A 26,290-nucleotide genomic window follows, 5' to 3' on the forward strand; every position below is an offset into this window, starting at 1 on the left:
ATAAATATAAAATCTTATGCAAAAGGCAGCTATTTTAAAATAGCTGCCTTAGATTGTCGAGAAAGGTATTTTTCTGGGCAATTATTTATTTTTTCTAAATATAAATTGCTATTTTATTTTTTATTGAATGCCTCTGCTAACTGGCCTGTTGGTTTCCGCTCCGGCACGCCCGCGGAAAGCGAAGCGCCTGGAGCGCAAATCAACAGACTTGTCGCAAAGGCTTTCGTAAGTTTTTCAATAGCTGCCTCTTTAAATTATAAATATTTCCGATGAATCCCTTTACCATCATAGGAGAAAAGCATGCGTCTGTCCTCAATCATCGTTTCCATATGAACGGGTCTTCCCCATAGTTGATGAATATAAGGAAGTACCTTTTCAAGATACTTCACATCTAATTCTACTCCTTCATACCAATGCTTAAGGTAAAGTTCTCCGTTCTTTAAAAAATCTCCATCATTGACAGTAATATAAGGAAATCCTCCGTTTACCCGCATATTAACTAACTGATCACGAACATGTTCCCATTCTTTATCTACAATTTTGTAATCTCTCCCCTGTTTTTGGAAAAGATACATATCCTCTCTCATGACAAGATCTTTGTTTAAGTAATTACGAAGAAATGAAATATCAGATTCTACCTCTCGAACCTCAAACATCTTTTCCCGGCCCGAACCTGGATGAACTCCCCTCCGTCTCATCTCTTCTGTTGGATTATTATACCTTTCTTCAATATCCTCAAAGATTTTTATACCCAGGTAGTAAGGATTGATTCCGGTTTTGGATGGCTGTACAACACCGGCATTCAACTTTGCAAATTCAATCGCTTCGCCACTTGTTAAATCCATTTCCCGCAATATTCGCTGATGCCAAAAAGAAGCCCAGCCTTCGTTCATGATTTTCGTTTCAAGTTGCGGCCAAAAATAAAGCATTTCTTCCCGCATCATTGTTAAAATATCACGCTGCCAGTCCTCTAGTTCCCGACTATAGGATTCAATAAATAATAATATGTCTTTTTCCGGTTTTGGAGGAAACTTCTTTTTCTTCTGTGGTGTTGTTACTTTTTTATCCTTTTCATCTAGTCCCCATAAGTCATCATAGGGAGTTACACTCCTCTGCTCTTCATCATCATCGTCATCATCTGTTATGGACCACGATAGCTTTGGACGCATGAGTGAAGGATCAATGTGCTCGTCAATTGCCAATACTGCATCCAAGAACGTTTCTACTTCCTTTTTTCCATATTGAATTTCATATTTATGGATACGTTCAGCCGTTGCGGCCATGCTTTCGACCATATCCCGCTTAGTATTTTGGAATCGGACGTTATTTTTAAAAAAATCACAATGAGCCAATACGTGAGCAACAATTAACTTATTTTGAATTAGAGTGTTCGAATCAAGCAAAAACGCATAACAAGGGTTAGAGTTGATTACGAGTTCATAAATCTTACTAAGCCCCAAATCATAATGCAGTTTCATTTTGTGAAATTGCTTTCCGAAACTCCAATGGGAGAATCGAGTCGGCATTCCATAAGCACCAAAAGTATAAATAATTTCAGCTGGACAAATTTCATAACGCATAGGGTAAAAATCCAAACCAAAGCCTTTTGCTATTTCAGTAATTTCACTGATAGCATATTCTAGCTGCTTACGATCTTCAATGTTCATTCCTCACTCCCCCTTTTCCTCTTACCTCAATGTATGAAGAAAAAACGGGATTGATGAGAGAGATAGCCAAAAAACAATAGCAAGCCGCTATTGTTTTTGTGCTTCTACTGTTAAAGATAAAAGTTTATTATTAGTTAAATCATGGTTTACTCTAATGGTCACGAAAAAAAGTTGATTATTTTCCTGGACTTTAAATCTAAATCCATCTTCTACTTTAGTATTATCAATCTTCTTTCTGCCTAGATACTCATAGTCTCTAACAGGGTCATTAGGAAAGTCAGCTTTAACAACCGCCATGGCAATTCGCCCATATTTTTCATAATCAGCTTGTTGCGCATGTCCTAATTCCTGAAAATTGATAAACAGCGCTAACATTAACATAAATGAAACAAAATACTTTTTCATTAAATTACCTCCTTATTTTTCAGATAAAGGTAGTTTTCCCTTTGACAATCTCATTATTAAATTATCTGCTTATCTTTTTAGCCTCTTTCGCAAGAAGAAGTCCAACATATTTGTTCCGTTTCCATTCTTTTGGAAAGACCGAGAGAGGGGGGCTTGTTTCCCCGACTAAATGACTTATTTCAATGGTCATAGCAGGTTTATGATAGGTTGTAATAAACCAATCTGTAAATCCTCCGCCAATCGCCTCTGGATCGGGTTTAGCTAATTTATAACCAGTCTCCCTAGATACCTTCTTTGCAACCAGATAATCCCTCTTTAAATGTTTTCCATTTTTATAATTCCAAAAAATCTCCCGCCCTGCAGTATGATAAGCAACTGCAATAGACGGTTTTTTTTCTTTAATAAATTTAGTTAGAGCAATTACCTCATTTGACTCTAGAGGTTTTTTACCTTTATAAAACGCGTAGCTCGGATTAGACGGTTCAATGCTTAAGCTTTTCCAGCCTGCCGGGTATTGCCTATTTAAGTCTACTCCCAAAGCATTTGCTTTCCACCTTTTAAAGTTCTTTGATTCATCATTCATCACAAACAATTGTTGTCGATAAACAGCTGGATATGACTTCAGGTTACTTTGCTGAATGGAGACACCATCGGGATTTAACATAGGAATAAACCAGATAGAAACTTCATTCAGAATATTTGTTGACTTAAAACCTATTCTCTTGCTGCTTTTATAAGCTTCTGCATAAGTCTCAAGCATGTTCATTAAGAGCATACTTGTCAGCCACTCACGCCCATGATGAGCACCTATCAACACAATATTAGTTTTTCCCTTTCCTAGTTTAACTCCCCATATATCCTTTCCAAAATGGGTTTTTCCAATGGATGTGACTTCAGTTTGCACCTTGTATTGTTTATTGATTTTTTCTAAATCTTGTTGGAGACTTTCATAGGAGTAGGTTTGAGTAACATGAACAATTTTTGCTTCAACCGATGTATTTAAAAGTGTAAATAAACAAAAAAGAACCCCAATTAACCGCACCATAAATAGCACTCCATTTCTTAAAAAGACTTATTTTATTCAGGTAAATGTTGAAAACAGCGTAAACATCAGGTGTCCAACATTTTCTGTGAAAGTTATCCCGGAGAATGTCATACAATAAAGTCAACTCCTAATAAGGAGGAGGCAAACAAATGAATAAATTGGATTACGACCGAGCGTTATATTATACGCACCGATCTGAATGGGACAACTTGCTTATTTTAATGGTTCGAACAAAGGACCAATTTTTATCTAAAAAAATTGAACAATTCCTGCATGCCTATAATTTTGAACGTGACTACACCGTGATTGAAACAAAATTATATAATCTGCTTCGTTACATTGACCATGCTAATGAATCTCTAGATCCTGACACAAATGGCTTACCGATGTATAGTCTTTCCTGAAAAATTAAGTGGATACCAAATTTGTTGAGAAAAAAATTAACTACCGGGCAAAAGAATTCCACCAAAAAAAACGGCTTCCATTCCGGAAGCCGTTTTTATTTAAACAAATATTTAATTAAATGGTTTGAACCATTTTGACCTTCTTATCGACTAGATCCATAAAGTCTTTCTCAACATTTTGCAGCTTTTGTTTGCTTTCACCAAGACTTGTACTATTCACACCAAAATAGAATTTTACCTTTGGCTCTGTACCAGATGGACGTAAGCATACCCATGAACCATCCTCAAAGATATATTTTAATACATTTGATTTAGGTAAATGAATAACTTCCTCGCCATTTTGTGTTACTCGGATACTTGTCAAATAGTCCTCACTAGCTAGTGTCTTAAGTGAACCTAAGCTTGTCAATGGCTCATTACGGAATGAAGCCAGCAGGCGTTGAATCATCTCTGCCCCTTCTTTTCCTTTCAGCGTTAATGAACGAAGACCCTCTTGATAGAATCCGTATTTCTCAAACACACGAAGCATTCCTTCATATAGCGTTAAGCCCTGTTTTTTATAATATGCACAGACCTCTGTTGCAAGCAGCGCTGCTTGAACAGCATCCTTATCACGTGCAAAGTCTCTGATTAAGTAGCCATATGACTCTTCATAACCAAATAAGAAAGTATGCTCACCTGTTGTTTCATATTCCTTAATTTTTTCTGCAATAAATTTAAACCCAGTTAAAACATCAACTGTTTCCAAATTAAATGCTGAAGCAATTCTTCTTCCCAGCTCAGATGTAACTATGGTTTTTAAAACAACCCCATTTTGAGGCAGCGTTCCTTTTTCTTGTTTCTGAGAAAGAAGATAATCCACTAATAAGGCACCCGTTTGGTTACCTGTTAAAACAATGTATTCTCCTTCGTCATTTAAAACAGCAATCCCCAGACGGTCAGCATCAGGATCTGTTGCAATCAAAATATCCGCCCCGACCTTTTTACCATCGCGAATCGCTAATTCAAATGCCGCGTGCTCTTCAGGATTAGGACTCTTTACTGTTGAGAATTCTGGGTCAGGCAATTCTTGTTCTTTAACGACAGAAACATTTTTATAACCTAATGCCTCAAGTCCAGAACGGACTAGTTTATTGGCTGTCCCGTGTAAAGGGGTAAAGACAATTTTAATATCTGTTTCTTCCGCTAGGGTTGGATTCTCAGAAATTGTTTTTAAGTTTTCAATATAAACTTCATCAATTTTTGAACCAATTGTTTTAATTAAACCTGCAGTACGTAATTCTTGCTCACTTTTTACTTGGATTAGTAATTCATTTTCAATTTCATTTACCTTGGCAATTACAATATCCGCCGCTTCAGGTGGAAGCTGGCCGCCATCTGAACCGTAAACTTTATAACCATTATATTCTGGTGGATTATGGCTCGCGGTTACAACAATTCCAGAGAAAGCTTTTAAATATCTTAATGCAAATGAAAGTTCCGGGGTAGGCCGTAATTCATCAAATACGTATGTTTGGATTCCTTGCGAAGCAAGTGTTTTCGCAGCCTCCATTGCAAATTCTGGAGATTTATGACGTGAATCATAGGCAATCACGACACCGCGTTTTTTTGCTTCTTCACCCTGTTCTTCTATGTATGACGCTAAGCCTGCTGATGCCTTACGTACAGTATAAATATTCATACGATTTGTTCCGGCACCAATTTCTCCGCGCATTCCGCCTGTTCCAAACTCTAGATTCTTATAAAATATTTCTTCGAGTTGTTTTTCATTTCCCTTTAATGCCTCTAATTCATTTTTTAGCTCATTATCTAACTCTTTAAAATCCAGCCAGCCTTTCGCAATTGCTTTCCATTCCATAGATGTGTTCCCTCCTATTAATGTACATACAATATTTCTAAGTTTAATGTATTATTCCTCTAAAAATCACCTTATAAAAACCGACAATTTTTGCGAGTTAAAAGCTACTTATACTATAATACCTCAAAAATAATAACAATAAATAAAAAAGGCCTGTAAAAAATATTACAGGCTCTAGATTTCTGTTTATATAATTAATTCATTGTCTGCTTTTGTGTATATACTAAGCATCGGACTCTTCATAGTTTTACCTTCTATAAACTGTTCAAAATCAAATGGAAAGAACAACCCAAATTCTTTTAAAGTGTTCACATTTTTGTTAAAGACTATTTCGTATTGTTCGTCCAAAGGTGACGATTCTAAAATAGAAATAACGGTTTGAATGCTTGTCATGACTTGAAAAGCATCTTTTAATGTATTAAAATCCAAAGACGTATCTAAGACCTTTAATTCCTCAAATTTACTAATTTCTTCATCACTAAAATAAAGAGGAAAAATATTGGAGTACACATACCTCACCAGTTCATTAATTTCTTCTTCTTGACTTGGTGTCGAGGCAAAAACTATTTTCACTTATTAACCCACCTTTGCCATCGCTTATTTCTGTCGTAATATATAACATAAGAATAACATAATTCGTTGTGAATTTTGGGTGGTAATTATCACCACAGTTTGTTGTAAGAAGGAGAAAAAAATGACCATAACAAAACGTACAGGTGAATGGCTGCAAATGATTGTTCCAAGTGAGTGGGAAGGAATGACAATAGAAGATCTTTTTCGTAATGTATGGGAAGCACCAAAAAAATTAACCCATCATTTTCGGTCAGAAAACAAAGTTCTGCTTGAAGGGAATCGGGTTAAGTGGAACAGTCCACTTACTGCAGGGTCAAAGTTACTGTTTCATCTTTTCGAAGAAGAAACTTCTTTTGTAACTCCTACTTATCATGAGTTAAATATATTGTTTGAAGATGATCATATTTTAATTGTCAATAAACCGCCTTTTATGAATACACATCCAAATGATCCGGATAAAGAAACCGATTCGCTAATGAATGCTGCTGTTTTTTATCTATTAACAAATGGTGAATTAACGAATGTCCGGCATATCCATCGCTTAGATCGTGATACTTCTGGAGCGATTCTCTTTGCCAAACATGCTTTAGCAGGTGCCATTTTAGATAAAATGCTGGAGAAACGCCAAATAAAAAGAACGTATATTGCTGTAGTACACGGCTTATTTAAGCAGAGAAAAGGTGTGATAAATATGCCAATTGGGCGTGACCGACACCATGCTACTCGACGCAGAGTTTCCCCAACCGGACAAACGGCGGTAACCCATTTTCAAGTTTTAGGAGAAAATAGGCAAAAAAAGTTTTCCATTGTTAAATGCTGGCTAGATACTGGGAGAACCCATCAAATAAGAGTCCATTTCAGCCATGCTGGTCATCCCTTGGTTGGTGATACTTTATATGGCGGGGAGCCAATTATTAACAGACAGGCTTTACATGCCGCAAAGCTGGAGTTTATCCATCCATTCACCCATGAATCCATTATATGTCACGCCCCCTTCATGGATTTGCCAGAAATTTTTCAGTCGATTGATGTTAAAAAAATATGAAAAGGATGCCCCCACTTAGGGAGACATCCTTTCATTTACCATATATTCTTTAGTCAGCTTTTCTAAAGGCACGCATAATAAAGCTTAACAGAAGAACTAAAACAGCTGCACCAATAATAGCAGGTATTATGGCAAAATCAGCCACGTTTGGCCCCCAGTCACCTAATACTGCTGTTCCTAACCATGCGCCAACAAAACCTGCAATGATATTACCAATAATGCCGCCCGGAATATTTCTTCCGACAATTAGACCGGCTAGCCAGCCGATAATTCCACCTACAATTAATGACCAAATGAAACTCATTTAGAACACTCCTTTTTAGTATTCTTCATTTCACTTTTTTGCTTATTTCCCAGACAGTAATGAACATCTTTAATGACTGCCTGTACCTATAAAGTACCCAATTTTTATTTTTATACTCAACAAAAAATAATTAATGGACTTTACCCTTAAAAGTTTACCAAATACACATACAAAAAATGATATCAGGGTAAAAGAATAACAAAAGAATTCAGTTTAAGGGCAGTAATGAGAATTCAGAAAATTCTAATGTTAAGTTTTTGTAAATTTAACGTAAAATCTTTCTCATTTCGACATATTTTAGATAAAATGATTTGGGTGCAATATACATCAAACAATTCTTTATTATTGGAGGAATTAATTAAATGGCTAAAAAGGTAGATAAGTTTTCAGCATTATTAAGTAATATAGCATCAAATCTGGATGAAAGTGTGGATTTCTTTACTGAGTATAAATTAAAAAATATTAGTGATTTAAAAATCTTTTCTGAAAAAATGAAAGAATTTGAATCTAAGGGTGATACTTTCGTTCACGAAGTTATTAAGGAACTAAACGATGCCTTCATCACTCCAATCGAACGCGAAGATATTCTCAGCCTTGCTATGAGTATGGATGATGTACTAGATGGACTTGAAGCATGTGCTGCCCTATTTGAAATGTATTCCATTACACAAGCTGATGAGTTTATGTTGAAATTTGTCGAAGCTATTCAAGGCAGTGTTCACGAAATTCAAAAAGCGGTTGAATTATTATCTAATAAGAAGCTGTCACAAATTAGAGAACATGCAATTAAGATTAAAGATTTTGAATCAAAATGCGATAATATCTTACGTCAATCAATTAAACATTTATTTACTGTTGAAAAGGATCCTATCCGTATAATTCAATATAAAGAAATTTACGAAGACCTTGAGGATATTGCCGACTACTGTCAGACTGTAGCAAATACCCTTGAATCCATTATCATGAAAAATGCATAAGGAGCAAAATAATGAGTCTTGTACTAATTTTAACCATCTTAATTGTCATAGGTGCCCTTGCATTTGATTTTATTAATGGTTTCCATGATACTGCAAATGCGATTGCCACCTCGGTTTCAACCAAAGCGCTAAAACCAAGACAAGCGATTCTCTTAGCAGCAGTCATGAACTTTATTGGTGCCTTAACCTTTACTGGAGTAGCAAAAACCGTTTCAAAGGATATTGTTGACCCGTTTACGTTACATAACGGTTCAGTTGTTATTTTAGCTGCCCTCATTGCCGCTATTTTTTGGAATTTACTGACTTGGTATTACGGAATCCCGAGCAGCTCTTCTCATGCCATTATCGGATCAATTGCCGGTGCTGCAATTGCAGCTGAAGGTTTTAATTCTTTAAACTATACTGGTTTCATAAAAATCATTCAGGCTCTTATCCTTTCACCGATTTTAGCTTTTGTTGTTGGTTATGTTGTCTATAGCATTTTTAAAGTGGTGTTTAAAAATTTCAACTTAGCTAAAACAAACCGGAATTTCCGTTATATTCAGATTGCAACAGCCGCGTTACAATCATACTCCCATGGTACAAATGATGCTCAAAAATCAATGGGGATTATCACCTTGGCACTTGTGTCTAGTAAGTACCTTTCTCCAGATGCAGGTATTCCGTTTTGGGTACAAGCTTCCTGTGCTCTTGCAATGGGATTAGGTACCTCCATTGGTGGGTGGAAAATCATAAAGACCGTGGGTGGAAAGATTATGAAAATCCGTCCAATCAATGGGGTTGCTGCGGACTTAACGGGTGCCGCGATTATTTTCGGCGCTACCTACATTCATTTACCTGTTAGTACCACTCATGTTATTTCCTCCGGTATTCTTGGGGTAGGTGCTTCCCATCGTTTAAAAGGGGTTAAATGGGGTACTGCACAACGGATGTTAATTACTTGGGTCATTACCCTTCCAATCACAGCCACGCTAGCTGCTATCAGCTTCTATATCTTAAACTTATTCTTTTAAAGCCAGAGAATTATTTCTCTGGTTTTTATTTTTTCTTCCATTTTCATACTTCTAAATATCTTTTTGTTTCATATTTTTAGATATAAGGACAAGTCCCTGAGGTGAGCGTATCTTGAAGGAAAAAATAATTGCAATGCTGATAGGATCATTATTACTAAGCCTTGGTATTAATGGGTTTTTAGTCCCTTACCATTTATTAGATGGCGGTGTCATAGGATTAGGATTAATCATTCATTATTTTTATGGACTGCCAACTGGACTCAGTATCATTTTCCTAAGTCTTCCTTTATATGTGTTAGCCTGGTTTTTTGAGAGACGCTATTTCTTTTATAGTCTGCATGGGTTAATTATTTCTTCATTTTGCATCGATTTGTTTTCCTTTATCAACGGAAAGATCCAAATTGGAATCCTACCCAGCACAATTATCGGGGGTATTCTTGTCGGTGTCGGTATTGGTCTTATGCTCCGATATGAAACAAGTACGGGTGGTACAGATTTATTAGCCCAGCTATTAACCAAATTTACATCCATTAATATTGGAATAATTATTTTTTTAATTGATGGTTTAATTATTACTAGCGGTATTCAAGTCGTTGGGCTCGAAAAGTTTTTTTATTCACTTCTCACTATTGTATGTGTAGGCTTAATGACCACCGTTACAGTTTCCAAAAAGCCTTTAACATATTAAAGCCACCGGAGGCAAATGGCCCGGTGGCTTTAGGGTACTATTATTCTTTAATCTTAATGGACCCATAAATTTTTTGCATGAGTTCATAAGAGGTCTTCAATCGTTCATAAAATTGTGGCTGTTCCCATGTTTTCCAGTTGTATAAAAAAGTATCCTTTTGTTGAATCTCACCATTAACAGGCTTAGGAATAGATTGTTGGATACTTCCTTTCTCTGTTGTCACAACGGCAGCCCTGATACCATTAGTTACCGCACTGCTTGACAACCCTCTTTTCCAAATATCTCCCATTACTTCTTTTAAACTAGGATCTTTGACATTGAGTAATTGCCACGGAATTCTTCCTTCAATCACCTTTTTATCACTGCTCATACTTATATCTGTTAAGGAATTAAAATCCCTGCTGGATGGATTGGCATTACCATACTTTAAAACCCCAGTTTCATAATCCTGAAACGGAAGGACTTCCTTTGTAGATGGGATGGTTTGTTGCTTATTTAATGCCAAACGAATGGGGTTAAACACCCCATTATCCTTTTGGGAAGCATCTGGTTGATCTGGTATCATTTTTAAAAGATGCCCATATTGGTAATAAAATGTATCATAGTAACTATCAACCAATATTCGAGAATCTTTTACACCTTGCAGTTTTATCAGAAAGTCAACTCCGTAGTTCGTTTTAACTTTGGCTTGTGGATTAAGGGGAATGGATGTTTGTCCTTGATTATCAATGGTATCAAGCATTAGGAATGTACCATCGTTTTTAAAATTTACCGGGCGATTATATTTTAGTAAGAAATACAAATAGCCGCTGTCTGAAGTGAAACGGACTTCCTTCAAAATTTGTTCACCAGCCGATTGGTAATCTTTTTTAATACCAGCAATATCCCAATCTTCTGCAGCCCCATCTACTATGATGGCTGTTTCCTTTTTCCCTGGTTCAAACCCCAGTAAACCAAAATGCTGTTCATTTGTTTGTTGGTTATTCCAATATGGACGGCGGTCCGGGTTATCAAAATCCATCGTATTCCACGTTCGTTTAAACCATTCATCCTGCCATGTAAAGATAAGCCCGCCAGCATAGTTCTCTGAAACAATGGATTGATATAATTTTCGATCAATTTTGCCTTGTTCCTCTTCTGAATGAAAGCCTTGATCCATACCAAAAGGATTTTTGTGAGTTAGCCCTCTAGAAGAAGGTACACCAAATTCCGCTACTAAGATTGGCATATGATGTGCTTCTCTTAGTTCATGAAGGTAACCAGCATAACTGTTTTTCTTCCCACTGGCATCTGTATAATTTAAATACTTCTTTTCTATATTTAGAAAATCTGGATAGTATGGATAGATGTGATAAGATGCAAATAAACCGGCTTTAAAGACCCCTTCTGCCATTACATGATTAGGATCAACTGAAACCATATCCTCTGTTTCCAAGGGTTCAGATGGATGTTTTAACAAATCTGTTGTTACCCAATTAGTAAAGCTCATAGAATGCTGCCAATTGTATTGCTTTGTCTCATACCCCGCAGCATAATCCATTAGCTCTGCCAGCCAAATTTCAAACGGCCTGGCATTCTTAGTTTGAAAATATTTACCCTCAAATTGAGCCATTCCTGAATGCTTGATATTGGTGTTCTCAACCATTGAAGGGTCCCACTCTGTACCAACAATTGTACCAATTACATACTTTGAAATATCATATTTATAAATACCTGAAGCATGTCCCGGCCGTTTGGCTAAATTTGCTTTTCCGTGAATAATATCAATCATATTTTTTATTTCTAGTTTTGCGTCTTCCACATTGTCATTGGAAAACGCATCTTGAGTCTTGATTAGATTTTCTTCATTAACCCATGTACCATGAAACAGATAGAGAGGCTTTTTAGCAATTTGGTTATACTCGTAAAAGGCTTCATAAAACTGGGGAGGATGAAGAGTATAAACCCTAATGGCATTGGCATTCATTGCTCCAATTTCTTGGAACCATCGGAAGTACTCTTCTTTAGTAATTGCTGTTTCCCCTGGAAAATAGCCAGGTTTTCCAATTCCCATATTTACTCCCTTAATTAAGAAGTTCTCCCACTTTCCATTCTTTTGGATTTGGATATGGGAATTATCTGTTTTACTATTCGTCTTAATCCCATTATTTTCAACTAACTCCACGTTCTCTTGAGGGATAACATGTTTTAAACCATCTTTCAGTATATCTTTCATCATGGGAACATAGGCTGACCAATAAAAGGAATGATTGGATCCGAATGTCTTTTTCCATTGATCAAATCCTTTTGTCTGATAAATTCCTGGTACATCTGCTTCATCAGCATAGTCACCTGAAAAATAGTAAGAGGTGTATTTAGCATTTTGATGATATATGACAGCCGGAAACTGATTGGGGATTCCAAAGCTTTTTAATTTTTCGCTAGCCTTTTTAGAAACAGGCAGTTGATAATTAGCTAAAACCTCTTGATTATTTTTGGCCTGAATAATATCAAACCAATACTGATAAGTTGCATCAATCTTCTGCGAGAAATGTTTCCTGCCTTGACTTGTTAAAGAAAAATGGAGTCCAGAATCCTTCATATCTTCTTTTCCAATTATCACCACATAATTATTTTTACTAACAAATACAAAACCTTCTCCACTGAAATTCCATTTTTCGTGCTGCTTTTGATAACTCTGTCTAACCCATTCAGGTACTTCATTGTTATTTAAATCTGAAAAGTATCTGCCAATCCAGCCCGACCACTCGACATTCAGCAAATTAGAAATTTCTTCTTTGGCAGGTTCTGAAGTTGGACTGGCAAATGTATTAAATTCTGCGATTAAAGTTTTCGGTTTTGATTGGATAATTGCTTTTTTTAATTGATTGACTTCTCCTAATGTAAGCCCTCCATAAATTTTTGAAGACTTATTTCCACTAGGATTTTCCCCATAAAATTCCTTCTTATAGACACCATATTGGTCTGTCAGATAGAAAACATCATATTTTGATAAATCCTTAGGCAATGGGACTATTGTGTATTTTTGATTACTTTTTGGCTCAAACCCCTTATAATCATTTTCTTCAGAATAGGGTTGTCCGTTTTTAAAATACTTAGCATTATTTAAAACCCAAACCAATCCCTTATGCTCCCGATAAGATGAATTAGGTACTGTTTTATCCATAATAAGTACATTCAAATTCTTTTCTGGCTGTAGTTTCCATAACCAAAATGGACTTGTCACTAAAGCTAGAAAAATCATGGCATAGAAAAATAAGTAGATTGATTTTTTCATTTAGATACACCTTTTCTTTTCATTTCTCCCCAGCTTGTCTCTCCTTTTATAATTTGCCAAACCCCTTCACATCGCCAAAAAACAGTCATAGGCCGATACCAAATCGTTTCTGTTAAAGAATAGAGAAAGAGCTTAAAAATATCGGTTACTTTTGGATATTTAGTTAAACTCCACTCTTCTAAAAGAACGGCAGCCATTGAAAAAATCGAACCATACAAACAAGAAAGTAAAAAAAGTAAAATGGAAAATTCGATGTAGGTTCCCCCTAGGAGCAAACATAAAATCATAAAAATATAACCGGATAGTTCAATAATCGGACCAAAGAACTCAACAATCCAAAAATAAGGAAAAGCTAGTAATCCAATGGATCCATACTTTGGATTAAAGGTTAATTTACGATGTGTCCATAAACTTTCAAATAAGCCTCTATGCCATCGTCTCCGCTGTCTCCGCAAAAATGTCATATCTTCAGGCACTTCTGTCCAACAGACAGGATCCGGAACGTATACGATTTTCTTTTTAAGTCCCTTCTCCTTCATGAGGCGGTGCATTCGTACCACAAGTTCCATATCTTCACCAACCGTATCGGTTCGATAACCGCCTGCGGCAATGACCCAATACTTTGAAAAAACACCAAAGGCACCAGAAATAATAAGGAGAAGATTATGTTTACTCAAGCCAATTCTCCCCATTAAAAATGCTCTTAAATATTCAATAATCTGCATAACAACCAATGGCTTATCTGACAGCCCCACACGTTGGATATGACCATTTTGTATTTCACAGCCATTGGCAATCCTCACACTTCCTCCTGAAGCAATCACTTCCTCATTTGAGTCAACAATTGGCTTCATCACCTTCAAAAAGGCATCTTCCTCTAAAACCGAATCACCATCAAGAGAGCAAAAATAAGGGTAATGAGAAAAGTTCAATCCAACATTAAGGGCATCTGCTTTCCCTCCATTTTCTTTATCAATTAAAAAAAGATTAGAAAGAAGGGAGGATTGATAAATTTTTTTGATTGGTTTAGCATTTACTTGGATTCTGACCACTTTTTTTATTTCCTTCATATCATAAAAATTAATCATTTTTTGCAAAGTGTTATCCTTTGAACCATCGTTGACTACAATCACTTCAAAAGTTGGATAGTTTATACTTAATAATGAACGGACGCTCTGAATAATGCCCACCTCTTCGTTGTAGGCAGGTACTATGATTGAAACCGGTTTTGTATAAATTTCGTCCAAATAATCTTCATAAGCCTGAATTCGATCAAGCTGATATTCTTTTCTAAGTTGAAAACAAGAGATAATGAGAATGGCTGAATAAAAAATGATAACAATTACCATATACACAGCAATAAACCAGCCAAAGGCTGAAACAATATCTCCCCAAACTATAACTGGCAACTCTTTATCCCCCTTTATGCAGCCATTCCCAGGCCATATCTTTTGCAAATGTGTCTGTTGATGATTCTAATACATTCCGTAAGATTTCTTTCCCATAAGCAAATTGACTGATGGCTTGTCCTGCCTGTGAGCGAACCCACCAAGTTTGGTCATGGAGAAGCTCAATTAACCTTGGTATTGCTTTTTCTTCCTTTAATAAACCGATCAGTTTGGCCGCAACCATTCGTTCTTCCCATTTATCCGAATAGAGAAGTTCTAAGTATGGAGCACTATTTTTTACATATCCAATTTCCGCCAATGCCTTTAACGCCCTTAACCTTACTTCACCTAAATAGCTTGAAAAAATCTTCTCGAGAAAAAAAATATAGCTAACCTCTCTTTTACTTGCAATAACATCAATAATTGCTTTTTGAAGTGGCAATCCTCCAGTATGAAAATGGAGAACATATTGATCAAATTTTTTCTGCTCTAAAGGAATCAAAATATGACGGTAATCAAATTCAGAGAGTTGTTCTTGATATTTAGTTATTAAGAGGTCGAATAACCCCTTAAATTGAAATAAAGCTAGTGTTCGAAGGATATGAACCAGTTCTTGATGTGAAAGTCGATTTCTGTTTAATAACCTAAAAACATCTTCTGATAAATTTTTTATATTAAAATCTTCAATATGATAAAGCGTATTCATTCTAGTACTCCATTTGCGGCTTTGAAGCTGTTTTTGATAATAATCAGTTAAATACATAGAAGCTAACTTCGATAAATGTTCTTTTTCCTCGGCCCCTTCAATGACCTTGGTATATCTGCTCAAGAGCTGTTCTATTGCCTTTTGTTGTAGGCTGTTTTCAGGAGTCAGCTGCCTCGAAAAAACACCCTCAATTAACATAGAAGTAATTAGAGGATTATAAATTTCACGGTATTGTTCTATTTTTTTATTCTTTTCAATCTCAAATGTTTTCCTTATCGTCAGATATCCCAATAAAATGAAAAGTATTCCTACAAGAGATAGGGTTAGAATGGAAAGAAACAGCAGCTCACTTGTAAACAAATTATTTCATCCTTTTAATTAACGTTTGTATTCTAGCCTGCAGCTCCTTAATGCTAAAGGGCTTTGTTACATAATCATCTGCTCCAAGTGCCAAAGCCTTTTCAATATCTGCCTCACTTCTTCTTCCGGTCAGCATAAGAACATGAATATTATGGCTATATTTTATTTTTTGGACTTTTTGTAAGACTTCAATGCCATCCATCACAGGCATAACACCATCAATGATTAAAAAATGTTCTCCTTTTTGCTCTAATCTATTAGAATTAAAAAACTGAACTCCATCGCCAAATTCCGCTAAGTTTATATCAAATGTTGAAAAATCCATAACGTTTAGAATCCGAATTAACATCGTTCGAATAATTGGGTCATCATCAATGATCGAAACAAATAACTTCCTTTTTGGTAATTCAACTTTGGAGTTATTTGCATTTTCCACTCGTGCTCTGCCGTTTGTTTTTGCTGCATATAAGGCTTGTTCGGCCGCCATAATAGCAGTTTCCAGAGAAACTTCTTGGTGGTGAATCGTATAAATTCCTGCTGAAAAAGTAACTAAATGATTCTCTTCTTCTATATGGAATGGGATACTTGTAAACTTTGTTAACAATCGTGAAACAATTTCAGCAACTTCTATTTGATGGGCATTCTCGAAAATAATGACAAACTTATCTCCCCCATATCTAAAAACAGTATCTGAACTTCTTGTGTGTTCTTTCAAAAAGGAGGCAAATGCAGCAAGAATTTTATCTCCATGAATGTGGCCTAATGAATCGTTAATCCTTTTAAAATGATCAAGATCTAAGATAGCAATACTGAATTGTTGTTTATTCCGTTTAATATCCCTTAGGCAGCGATTATATACATCGAGTAAAAACTTACGATTATATAGTTGTGTTAGCTCATCCACTAATACAAGTTGATCCAATACTTTCTTTCTCTTTAAATGACGGGAAATGCGAACAGATAATTCTTCTAAATCAATAGGTTTTTCAATGAAATCTTCGGCTCCCAATTTGTACGCCTTTAATCTTGTCTCCTTTTCATTCATCAGACTAATTATGATTTTTGGAACAAAATGTCGGTGCGTATGCTTCTCAATATCCTCCAATAACTTAATTCCATTGATTCCTGATAAGTTCGTATCAATAATCACACAGTCTGGATTTAAGTCGTAATATTGAGAAATGGCCTTTTTAGGATCTGTATTGGCCGCCACCACCCACCCGTTTTGTTCTAGGTGATTTTTGAGAAGAATGAGCATCGAAATATCATCATCAATAATTTGAATGACCGGTACTCTTTCATCATTTCGACGCTCTTTATGTTGCAGGGCCTCCTTCTCAGAAAAGGTTTCATACTTATCTATCAGGCTGATTAATTCATTTAAAAACTTACGGAGCTCTGCTTTTTCCCATATTCGTTCATCTTCCACTTTAATTTGTTCCAAAAGAAGGGCAGAAAGCTGGTGAAGACCCACTAACTGTAAAGTCCCTGCACTGCCGTGCAGGGAATCCAAAAAACGTAAAACTTCTGAATAGCTGATAGCATTATCTGTTTCGAACCACATGGATAGTTGATTTTTTATCTTCTGTATAAGTAAATTTTTATATTTATTTAAGTCCATTAACTTCTGCACCTCAATCGATCGAAGAGTAAATGAATACTGATTCTAACTACTCTGCTATAAGTTTGTGTCTATCTTGAGTGTATTATTAATTAATAATAAATACTACGAAAAAAGTCGAATAAAGGCGAAAAAATTTTAAAAGTGTCACAAATTCTAGTAAATAAAGAAATAGACATAAATAAAAAAGAAGAACTCCCTTTTGAAGTCCCTCTTATAATTAGTCCTATCCTAGATTTTTAGCCTTGTCCGAACAGCTCTCCATTGCAGATATAACTGCCCCCCGGAACTGCTCTCTTTCTAGTGTTACAACTGCTTCAATAGTAGCGCCCCCAGGCGTACAAACTTGATCTTTCAGTTCTCCGGGATGCATACCTGTTTCTAAAACCATTTTTGCAGCTCCAAGAACCGCTTGTGCTGCCAACCGATAAGATTTATCTCTTGGGATGCCCTGCCGTACTCCTCCATCTGCCATTGCTTCTATTAACATATACACATACGCTGGTGAAGAACCACTGATTGACGGAACAGCATCCATTAACTTTTCATCCAACCGCTCAGTTTGACCAAAGCATTGAAATAATCGTTCGACCGCTAACAGCTCTTCTTCATTAATATGTATATTGGGACAGAGTACACTCATGCCTTCTCCCACTAAAGAAGGGGTATTAGGCATGGTTCGAACAGCTTTAACGGGGAAGCCAAATAAGGTTTCAATTTCCTCTAATGATATACCTGCCGCAATCGTTACAATGATGACTCTTTGCTTTAGATCATTTTTTATTTGTTCGATAAGTTTTGCATGTTGGTCAGGTTTTACTGCTAAAATTAGAATATCAGCAAATCTTGCGACATCCTTGTTTTGTAATGTGGTAAGTATCCCGTACTTTTCAGATACAGTATGTATAGTCTCTTCAGTAACCGCACTTGCCATAATGTTTTCTCTAGTTATTCCATTCGCCTTTACCAATCCGGCAATCATGGCTTGAGCCATCTTCCCTGCCCCAATAAAACCAATCTTTTTTGTCATGATATTCATCCCTTAATATTTCATATTATTAAAATAAAAAAGAGAAGATATTCCAAAGAAATAGCTTCTCGTAATATTTTGGCTCTGTTAATTTGGCTGTTGATTTCCGCTACAGGCGCTCGCTTTCCGCTCCAATCAACAAAGTATAAAAAACAACAATATCGGTTAATAGAGCCAATAGTTATATTGTAAATTATTAATAGTTGTTATTTGAACGCTCCCCTTTTGCAATGGAAACACCAGAACTTGCTCCAATGCGGGTAGCTCCTGCTTCTACCATGGCTAAGGCATCTTCACGGCTTCTAACTCCACCTGAAGCCTTGACACCTACATTAGGCCCTACTGTTTGACGCATTAAACGAATATCTTCTACTGTGGCTCCACCTGTAGAGAATCCTGTTGAAGTTTTTACAAAATCAGCCCCTGCTTTAACAGCAAGCTCACACGCTCGAACCTTTTCTTCATTTGTAAGTAAACACGTTTCAATAATTACTTTTACAAGAGCTTTACCTTTTGCAGATTCAACTACGGCCCTGATATCTTGTTCAACTAATTTATCATTTTGATCCTTTAGTGCAGCAATATTAATAACCATATCAATTTCATTAGCACCATTTTCAATTGCATTTTTTGTTTCAAATGCCTTGGTTTCAGAAGTGGATGCACCTAATGGAAATCCAATTACCGTACATACCTTTACTTCAGGAGTATCAGCAAGCAGGTCAGCTGCTGTTTTAACCCATGTCGGATTTACACAAACTGATGCGAATAAATACTCTTTTGCCTCATTGATAATTTTAATAATTTCTTCACGGCTTGCATCCGCTTTTAGTAATGTATGATCAATCATCCTGATAATATTTTCAGTCATTATAAAGTCCCCCTTAACGATTTAGTTATACCATTTCCATTCTTTTATGACCTCATAACTATAACAAATTAGATGAACATTTGTAAATGAATATGTGAACAAACGTAAACACTTGATTATTTTCCTTAATTCCTGCTATTTATCAAGCAGGAATTTAGCAGTAAATTGATCGGTAATTAATACATTTGCATATTTCCCAATTAAAGCTCCATAAATACCATCTATTTTCTTGGGACCTCCAGCGACCACGATGGAGTATTCCTTTTTTCTTAACTCATCAAGATTAACGCCCAAGGTTCTTTCATTCAAACTTTCATTACAAATCTGGCCGTCCTTATCAAAGAACCGCGAACAAATATCTCCGACTGCCTTGCCATTAAGTGATTCCATATCATTTTCTGTAAAATAACCTAATTGAAATAATAAAGAGTCTGTATTAATTGAACCAATTGTAAACATGGCAATATTAGCCTGCTTACCCATTTCTAATGTTTTCCGAATATGCCGATCTGCCTCCATTGCCTGTTTAACAACCATATGGTCTACAATTGCCGGCAAGGGGAGATTTAGGGGAGTGGTATGATATGCTTTACCGAAAAGATAAAGAATTTCGGAAGAATAGTTATTCGTTTCTGCATGACTTATCCCGCCTTTAAGTTGGACAACTTTTACGTTTCTCACAAATTTTTGTTTTAATTCTATTGCCACATGATATAAAGTGGTTCCCCATGTTACCCCAATAATATCGTCATCTTTTAAAATACTATCAAGATAGTCAGCAGCCTTCTCACCCAGATAGTTTTTTATAATATGGTCTTCATACTGAGGAATAGAAGTTACAACCGCCTTTTTTAATTGAAACTTTTTTTCTAGTTGAACGGCTAAATTTTCAACATCTTCAGTTGGATCCATTATCTTTATTTGAACAATGCCTTCACTTTTAGCCTGCTGCAACAAACGTGATACTGTCGGACGAGACACCCCTAATACCTTGGCAATTTCATTTTGGTTATAATCCAATAAATAATATAGCTTAGCAGCTTCAATGACTTTACTAAGTTTATCCTTTTCCAAAAGTATCACCTTAAAATTTTTTATTAATTTTCTATAATTATACCAAATTTCCTACGAGTAATTCATTTTATTTTACATTTGTAATTTTTAATTTGAACATTTTTTCAAATAAATCTAAAACGCATTTCAGTTATGTTAAAGGAAAATTTTACTAGGTAAAACAAGGACAGCAATCTAGTGCCTTAAGTACATAATAAGGAAATAGTTCCTTTTAAGGAGGTGAATATCTTGGGGAGATTAGGGAGCAGCATATACGATAAACGAAAATGGATACTGCTCATTTGGATTTTTGCTATTCTTATTTTTGGTTTTTTTGCCCTTAAATTACCCACAGTTTTAAGCGGAAATGGGTTCGAGTACAAAGGAGAATACAATCAAACAAGAAAAATCCTTGAAAAAGATTTTGGTGACCCTAAATCTTCTATTATCCTTGTTTTTGAAAAAGATAAAACAATCAGTGAAAAGGAATTTAAGGAGTTTATTCAAGACATCTTTAATAAGTTAAATAACTTTGACTCCGCCAAAGATATAATGTCTCCGTTTGACAAAGAAGGAATGTTAAAAAATAAATATGCCTATGGGATGCTTACTTTTGACAAAAAGGCAGAGAGCCTCGGTAAAGAAATTACAAACTTGAAAAAGGTGCTTAGAAATAAACATGGGTTAAAGGTCACCATGACAGGGGAGCCCATTATCGTACAGGACTTAAACGTGGCCAGTCAAGAGGATTTAGCGAAGGCGGAAATGATTGGTCTCCCAATTGCATTAGTCGTACTCGTTCTGGCATTTGGCGGGCTTATTGCTGCTTCGCTTCCAATTGTTATTGGAGTCGTTTCCATCCTAATCACTATGGGTACTGTTTACTTCTTTAGTTATCATTTCGATTTAACAATCTTTATTCTAAATATTGTCCCAATGATTGGTCTTGCCTTAAGTATTGATTTTGCTTTATTGTTCATAAACCGCTACAAAGAAGAGTTGCAGTCCAAATCCATTCAAGAGGCACTAAATATTACCATAAATACGGCTGGACGATCGATTATCTTTTCCGGACTTTGTGTGTTTATTGGATTATCAGGCCTTTGGTTTATTAAAATTGACATTTTTCAAAATGTGGCCCTAGGTGGAATGCTAGTTGTCCTAATTGCTGCTATTTCAGCCCTTACTTTGTTGCCGGCATTACTTGGACTATTAGGAAAAAACATTAATAAACTTAGTGTAATCCCGGTTACGGAACGGGAAAATACTGTATGGCACCAATTGGCAAAAGCTGTGATGAATCACCCGATTATCATGGCCGCACTGGCACTTGCCATACTTTTAGCTGGTTTAATACCAGTAAGGCAAATGGTATTAGCCATCCCTGGTACAGATTCCTTACCAGCCAGGTATCCATCAAGGTTAGCCTTAGAAACTTTTCAAGAGCAATTTATTGCTAAAGAAAAACGAGACGAGAAAAAGGTTACTTTTGTATTAAAAACAAAAGGGCCTGTAATCCAGTATAGTAACTTTAAAAAAATAAGTCCCATTATTCATGACCTTGAGAAGGATCATCTTGTTCATACTGTTATTTCCCCATTTTCCGCAACAGGAATAAGGAATGAAAATCAGCTGTACCAATTTCTACAGCATGGTAATGCTGCCCAGCTTACTCCTTTAAAAGAATACTTTTTCCGAGATAATAAAATGCTTATTGAGGTTTATTTGAATACTGGAGAACATTCAGCGAAAGCAAGACAATGGGTAAAGAATTGGTCACAGAAAAAGCTTGGAATACAGCTCTTTATTGGCGGCCCAATCAAATTTGAGCAAGAAATTTTTGATGAGATTTATCATAAGGCTCCGTATGGACTTTTATTAATTGTCTTATCGACATTTGTTATACTAATGACTGCATTCCGTTCTATATTAATTCCGCTTAAAGCTATCTTAATGAATGTGTTAAGCCTAGGCTGCACCTTCGGAATAGTTGTTTGGATTTTTCAACAGGGACATTTAGGGACAGCTCCTGTAGATATTGCCTTAATTTTACCTGTTTTTGTTTTTACTCTTGTATTCGGCCTCTCCATGGACTATGAGGTTTTCCTCATTTCAAGGATACAGGAATTTTATCTTCAATCCGGTGATAATACCTTAGCAACCATTTCCGGGTTAACCTATACTAGTAAAATTATTACCTCTGCTGCTGCCATAATGATTGTAGTAACTGGGGCATTTGCTTTTACGGGGGTAATGCCGGTTAAGCAGTTAGGGGTAGGTATAGCAATCGCCATTTTTATCGATGCAACCATTGTAAGAATGGTTCTAGTTCCTGCCCTCATGAAGCTATTGGGTGATTGGAATTGGTGGTTATTCGGCTATCATTTTAAACGTCAACAGAATCCCAAACGAAAGCCAGCCTAATTAAATGGGCTCGGATAAATAAGAAAGAAAAAAACATACTAAGGTTACCTTACATCAAGACATGAAGGAGGTAATCTTAGTGACAAAAAGATTGATATCATTTCTGTCTTTTCTCCTTGTTTTCTTTACTTTCGCATCACTTACTGTTGCAGCCGAGACAGGAACAGCCAGTCAGGAATGGGTGAATTTGCGTATATTGGAAACAACTGATATACATGCGGATTTGATGAATTATGATTACTATCAAACAAAAGTAGACAATCGAATAGGATTGGTCAAAACGGCAACACTCATCCGTGAAGAACGAAAGAAAAGTAAGAATACCTTGTTATTTGATGACGGTGACCATTTAAAAGGAAACCCACTCGGAGAATATTTGGCGAGAATCCGAGGAATGAATAAAGGAAAAACACATCCTGTATATCGGGCATTTAATTATTTAAAATATGATGCGATAGCTATCGGAAATCACGAATTCAACTATGGATTAGGCTTTTTAAGGACCGCCTTAAAAGGGGCAAAAATGCCTGTTTTAAATGCGAATGTGTATTCAGTTAAAAAAAATAAACCATATTTTAAACCCTATACTATTTTAAAAAGAAATGTAATTGATGAAAGTGGTGAATCACATGTACTAAACATTGGCGTTCTAGCTCTTATGCCAACGCACATTATGAAATGGGATAAGGCCAATCTTGAAGGAAAAGTGTTTGCAAAACCCATGCTTGAAACAGCAAAGGAATTAGTGCCCATCATAAAAGCCCAGGGGGCAGATATAATTATTGCCCTAGCCCATACAGGGATCAGCAGTGAGCCCTATCATTCAGACACAGAGAACGCCGTCTATTACTTAACACAAATACCTGAAATCGATGTGGTGCTCGCGGGCCATTCACATAGCGTCTTCCCAGGTCAAGTCTATCAAGGGCTTCCCCATACTGATTTAAAGTCTGGATTAATCAATGGAAAACCAGTTGTGATGGCTTCTGCCTTTGGGAGCAGACTCGGAATCATTGATCTTAAATTAGGTCATCGGACCGGAAGATGGCAAATAGAATCAAAAAAATCATATACAAAACCTATAGCTGACGAGAATGGAAAGTCTCTTGTTAAAACGGATAAAGGTTTATATAAATTAGTCAAAGAAGAACACGAGGAAATGGTGGACTTTATAAAAAAATTAGGACTTTAACTGTTTGATAATTGTGGTAAGGTAAAGAATAGCTGGTAAACAAACATCGGAAAAGTCTCTTTACATCACATGGATAGTTTTATACAATAAAACATATAATATTTGTGTTTATTTATGGTGGAGTCTGACAAAGCAGGCTCCTTTTTGCATTTTTACATAAGGAGTAGTGGTTCGTACATGTCAACACAAGCAATTATCTCAATAGTTGTTTTTTTAATTACCTATGCCTTTATAGTCACAGAAAAGATTCACCGGACAATCATCGCCATGGCAGGAGCAATCATGATGGTCCTTTTAGGAATTTTGGGTCAAGAAAAGGCCCTGCATCATATTGATTTTAATACACTTGGGTTGTTAACAGGGATGATGATTATTGTCGCGATTACATCTGAGACAGGATTGTTCAAATATATCGCCATTTGGGCAGCAAAAAAAGTGAAAGGTGATCCATTGAAAATATTACTCTCTCTTGGAGTGATTACAGCATTTGGTTCAGCTTTTTTAGATAACGTTACAACTGTCTTACTAATGGTTCCAGTGACATTTAGTATTACAAGGCAATTACGGGTAAATCCCATTCCCTTCTTAATTACTGAGGTTATTGCGTCTAACATCGGCGGAACTTCTACCTTAATTGGCGACCCTCCAAACATCATGCTGGGAAGTGCCGTAAAAGAGTTAACGTTTATGGCGTTTATTAACAATTTAACAGCAATATCCTTTGTTATTTTATTTGTTAATATTGGTATTTTAGCCTTTATCTATCGGAAACAGCTCAAAACCTCTAACGAGTTAATGGCTAGTTTGATGGATTTAGATGAAAAAGAAGAAATTACGGACAAAAAACTATTGATCAAATCATTAATAGTCTTATCCATAACCATTTTGGGATTTTTTCTCCATCAATTGCTTGATATTGAATCAGCCACAATAGCTTTAGCAGGTGCCTTTCTTTTACTTTTATTAACAGGAGAAGAATATTTGGATAAGTCCTTTGTTAAGGTAGAATGGACAACCATTTTCTTCTTTATTGGGTTATTTGTACTGGTTTCTGGTTTAATTGAAACAGGTGTCATCTCGTTATTAGCTGATTATTCTGTTCATTTAACCGGGGGGAATGTGACTTCCACGTCAATATTAATTCTTTGGGTTAGTGCTATCGCCTCTGCTTTTATTGATAATATACCATTTGTAGCAACCATGATTCCGATGATCAAAGATATGGGGGAACTGGGAATTCATAATTTAGAACCGCTTTGGTGGAGTCTTTCCCTTGGTGCCTGCCTTGGAGGGAATGGGACATTAATTGGAGCAAGTGCCAACGTAATTGTAGCAGGGCTGGCCGCAAAAGAAGGACACCCAATAACCTTTGGAAAATTCATTTTAATAGCTTTTCCATTAATGATCCTTTCCATCATAATCTGTACTATTTATATTTATTTGAGATACTTAATATAGGGGGGATCGTATGCGAGTCGCATATATATATGATAAAAATCTTCTCGAACTAAAAGAAACGACTAATGGAGAGGATATAGAATTTATTATTACGCTGTTTGATACCGAGCTAAAGAAACAACTTTTGAAGGTACGGCAATATTTTGATGAAAATAGAGTTCTAACGGATATTCACTTTTACTTGCATCCCCATAACAATTATCAAATTATTGTCAGAAATGATTTTTACAATGAATTTATAATCCAATTGTTTAAACAACAATTATTAAAGGAAATAAAATGGATTTAAAAAGCTGCCAGGCATTGGCAGCTTTTTAAATTAATTACCTATGATCGCTCGAAGTACATTTGGATGTTGTTTAAACGTTTTTGTTCCTGCCCCATAGCCAATAGATGAAACTTTCATTGAAGGGATTGGCCCGAATTCCTCAGCAAGAACGGCAATTATAGCCGCACCAGTTGGTGTTGTCAACTCTGCCCTTATGTCTGATTTTTCAATCGGCACTCCTTTTAGAATTTCAAGTGTAGCAGGAGCTGGGACTGGATAGATTCCATGGTCAATATGGATTCTTCCTGTTCCTACAGGAATCGGTGATGATTTTACGACATCTATTTTTAATTGATGAATTAATATAGCCGCACCAATTATGTCAATTATTGAATCAATGGCACCTACTTCATGAAAGTGTACTTTCTCCAAGGGAATCCCGTGGATGAGTCCCTCTGCCTCTCCTATTCTTTTAAATATCTTTAATGATGTTTCTTTCACAGGATTATCTAAATCAGCAGCTTCAATTAGTTGAATGATATCTTTATATGATCGATGTTCATGATGATGGTGGTGTTCATGGTCATGGCTGTGACCATGCTCGTGATGATGGTGCTCGTCTCCATGGCTGTGACTATGCTCATGATGATGGTGTTCATCTCC

23 protein-coding genes and 1 pseudogene are annotated in these 26,290 nt (G+C 36.1%); 9 read left to right on the forward strand and 15 right to left on the reverse strand.

Annotation, left to right across the window (positions count from 1 at the left end; all coding sequences use genetic code 11):
- Window positions 1-254 precede the first annotated feature (254 nt).
- From CVD27_RS17845 to CVD27_RS17855, 3 genes are all read right to left on the reverse strand, one after another.
- Window positions 255-1,667, reverse strand: coding sequence for a SpoVR family protein (locus CVD27_RS17845; protein WP_101649240.1), 1,413 nt, complete (start codon window positions 1,665-1,667; stop codon window positions 255-257).
- A gap of 87 nt (window positions 1,668-1,754) precedes the next feature.
- On the reverse strand, window positions 1,755-2,072 hold the full coding sequence (locus tag CVD27_RS17850) for a DUF3889 domain-containing protein (protein WP_101649241.1): 318 nt from the start codon (window positions 2,070-2,072) through the stop codon (window positions 1,755-1,757).
- Between the two features lie 61 nt (window positions 2,073-2,133).
- Window positions 2,134-3,117 (reverse strand): M14 family metallopeptidase, encoded by a 984-nt coding sequence (locus tag CVD27_RS17855; protein ID WP_101649242.1) that lies wholly within the window; start codon window positions 3,115-3,117, stop codon window positions 2,134-2,136.
- Window positions 3,118-3,266: 149 nt separating this feature from the next.
- Between CVD27_RS17855 and CVD27_RS17860 the strand changes: the two genes are divergently transcribed.
- Entirely contained in the window at window positions 3,267-3,521 is a 255-nt protein-coding gene (locus tag CVD27_RS17860; RefSeq protein WP_101649243.1) for a YhdB family protein, read from the forward strand.
- A 115-nt stretch (window positions 3,522-3,636) separates the two neighbouring features.
- Here CVD27_RS17860 and CVD27_RS17865 read toward each other — a convergent pair whose 3' ends face one another.
- Together CVD27_RS17865 and CVD27_RS17870 are read right to left on the reverse strand one after the other, a co-directional pair.
- A complete protein-coding gene (locus tag CVD27_RS17865) occupies window positions 3,637-5,379 on the reverse strand; it encodes a phospho-sugar mutase (RefSeq protein WP_101649244.1) in 1,743 nt (580 codons plus the stop codon).
- 186 nt (window positions 5,380-5,565) lie between these two features.
- Window positions 5,566-5,952: a YhcU family protein gene (locus CVD27_RS17870; protein WP_101649245.1), complete on the reverse strand. Its 387-nt coding sequence runs from the start codon at window positions 5,950-5,952 to the stop codon at window positions 5,566-5,568.
- A 121-nt stretch (window positions 5,953-6,073) separates the two neighbouring features.
- Between CVD27_RS17870 and CVD27_RS17875 the strand changes: the two genes are divergently transcribed.
- Entirely contained in the window at window positions 6,074-6,997 is a 924-nt protein-coding gene (locus CVD27_RS17875; RefSeq protein ID WP_180960336.1) for an RluA family pseudouridine synthase, read from the forward strand.
- Between the two features lie 49 nt (window positions 6,998-7,046).
- Here the strand turns inward: CVD27_RS17875 and CVD27_RS17880 are convergent, their stop codons facing one another.
- Window positions 7,047-7,301, reverse strand: coding sequence for a GlsB/YeaQ/YmgE family stress response membrane protein (locus CVD27_RS17880; protein WP_101649246.1), 255 nt, complete (start codon window positions 7,299-7,301; stop codon window positions 7,047-7,049).
- A gap of 362 nt (window positions 7,302-7,663) precedes the next feature.
- On the opposite strand from CVD27_RS17880, the gene CVD27_RS17885 reads away from it, so the two are divergent.
- From CVD27_RS17885 to CVD27_RS17895, 3 genes are all read left to right on the forward strand, one after another.
- Window positions 7,664-8,278 (forward strand): DUF47 domain-containing protein, encoded by a 615-nt coding sequence (locus CVD27_RS17885; RefSeq protein ID WP_101649247.1) that lies wholly within the window; start codon window positions 7,664-7,666, stop codon window positions 8,276-8,278.
- A gap of 11 nt (window positions 8,279-8,289) precedes the next feature.
- Window positions 8,290-9,291, forward strand: coding sequence for an inorganic phosphate transporter (locus tag CVD27_RS17890; protein ID WP_101649248.1), 1,002 nt, complete (start codon window positions 8,290-8,292; stop codon window positions 9,289-9,291).
- A 112-nt stretch (window positions 9,292-9,403) separates the two neighbouring features.
- The gene (locus CVD27_RS17895) at window positions 9,404-9,979 is read left to right on the forward strand and encodes a YitT family protein (protein ID WP_101649249.1); all 576 of its coding nucleotides are present in this window, start codon (window positions 9,404-9,406) and stop codon (window positions 9,977-9,979) included.
- A gap of 40 nt (window positions 9,980-10,019) precedes the next feature.
- Here CVD27_RS17895 and CVD27_RS17900 read toward each other — a convergent pair whose 3' ends face one another.
- From CVD27_RS17900 to CVD27_RS17930, 8 genes and pseudogenes are all read right to left on the reverse strand, one after another.
- The gene (locus tag CVD27_RS17900; protein ID WP_101649250.1) at window positions 10,020-13,256 is read right to left on the reverse strand and encodes a hypothetical protein; all 3,237 of its coding nucleotides are present in this window, start codon (window positions 13,254-13,256) and stop codon (window positions 10,020-10,022) included.
- The gene (locus CVD27_RS17905) at window positions 13,253-14,605 is read right to left on the reverse strand and encodes a glycosyltransferase family 2 protein (protein WP_101649277.1); all 1,353 of its coding nucleotides are present in this window, start codon (window positions 14,603-14,605) and stop codon (window positions 13,253-13,255) included. Before CVD27_RS17905 ends, CVD27_RS17900 begins: the two co-directional genes overlap by 4 nt.
- 64 nt (window positions 14,606-14,669) lie before the next feature.
- Window positions 14,670-15,710: a HEAT repeat domain-containing protein gene (locus tag CVD27_RS17910; RefSeq protein ID WP_101649251.1), complete on the reverse strand. Its 1,041-nt coding sequence runs from the start codon at window positions 15,708-15,710 to the stop codon at window positions 14,670-14,672.
- 1 nt (window position 15,711) lies between these two features.
- Complete coding sequence (locus tag CVD27_RS29105; protein WP_374703083.1) at window positions 15,712-16,632, reverse strand: GGDEF domain-containing response regulator; 921 nt, start codon at window positions 16,630-16,632, stop codon at window positions 15,712-15,714.
- 87 nt (window positions 16,633-16,719) lie between these two features.
- Window positions 16,720-17,331: pseudogene (locus CVD27_RS29110) on the reverse strand (response regulator); the annotation flags it as partial.
- 226 nt (window positions 17,332-17,557) lie between these two features.
- Window positions 17,558-18,361, reverse strand: coding sequence for a pyrroline-5-carboxylate reductase (gene proC, locus CVD27_RS17920; protein ID WP_101649253.1), 804 nt, complete (start codon window positions 18,359-18,361; stop codon window positions 17,558-17,560).
- 196 nt (window positions 18,362-18,557) lie between these two features.
- Entirely contained in the window at window positions 18,558-19,232 is a 675-nt protein-coding gene (gene deoC, locus CVD27_RS17925; protein WP_101649254.1) for a deoxyribose-phosphate aldolase, read from the reverse strand.
- A gap of 135 nt (window positions 19,233-19,367) precedes the next feature.
- On the reverse strand, window positions 19,368-20,306 hold the full coding sequence (locus tag CVD27_RS17930; RefSeq protein WP_180960337.1) for a sugar-binding transcriptional regulator: 939 nt from the start codon (window positions 20,304-20,306) through the stop codon (window positions 19,368-19,370).
- Window positions 20,307-20,525: 219 nt separating this feature from the next.
- Here CVD27_RS17930 and CVD27_RS17935 point away from each other — a divergent pair, with 219 nt between their 5' ends.
- The 4 genes from CVD27_RS17935 to CVD27_RS17950 all read left to right on the forward strand — a co-directional run bounded on the left by CVD27_RS17935 (window position 20,526) and on the right by CVD27_RS17950 (window position 25,648).
- A complete protein-coding gene (locus tag CVD27_RS17935) occupies window positions 20,526-22,709 on the forward strand; it encodes an MMPL family transporter (protein ID WP_257984410.1) in 2,184 nt (727 codons plus the stop codon).
- Between the two features lie 79 nt (window positions 22,710-22,788).
- On the forward strand, window positions 22,789-23,901 hold the full coding sequence (locus CVD27_RS17940) for a metallophosphoesterase (protein ID WP_180960338.1): 1,113 nt from the start codon (window positions 22,789-22,791) through the stop codon (window positions 23,899-23,901).
- 177 nt (window positions 23,902-24,078) lie between these two features.
- Complete coding sequence (locus CVD27_RS17945; protein WP_101649257.1) at window positions 24,079-25,359, forward strand: ArsB/NhaD family transporter; 1,281 nt, start codon at window positions 24,079-24,081, stop codon at window positions 25,357-25,359.
- A gap of 10 nt (window positions 25,360-25,369) precedes the next feature.
- Complete coding sequence (locus tag CVD27_RS17950) at window positions 25,370-25,648, forward strand: hypothetical protein (protein ID WP_101649258.1); 279 nt, start codon at window positions 25,370-25,372, stop codon at window positions 25,646-25,648.
- Window positions 25,649-25,678: 30 nt separating this feature from the next.
- Here the strand turns inward: CVD27_RS17950 and CVD27_RS17955 are convergent.
- Window positions 25,679-26,290, reverse strand: a 612-nt coding sequence (locus tag CVD27_RS17955) for a LarC family nickel insertion protein (protein WP_101649259.1), incomplete at its 5' end; no start/stop codon positions are given.

The sequence above is a fragment of the Neobacillus cucumis genome, assembly GCF_002860255.1.
Taxonomy (GTDB): Bacteria; Bacillota; Bacilli; order Bacillales; family Cytobacillaceae; genus Neobacillus; species Neobacillus cucumis_A.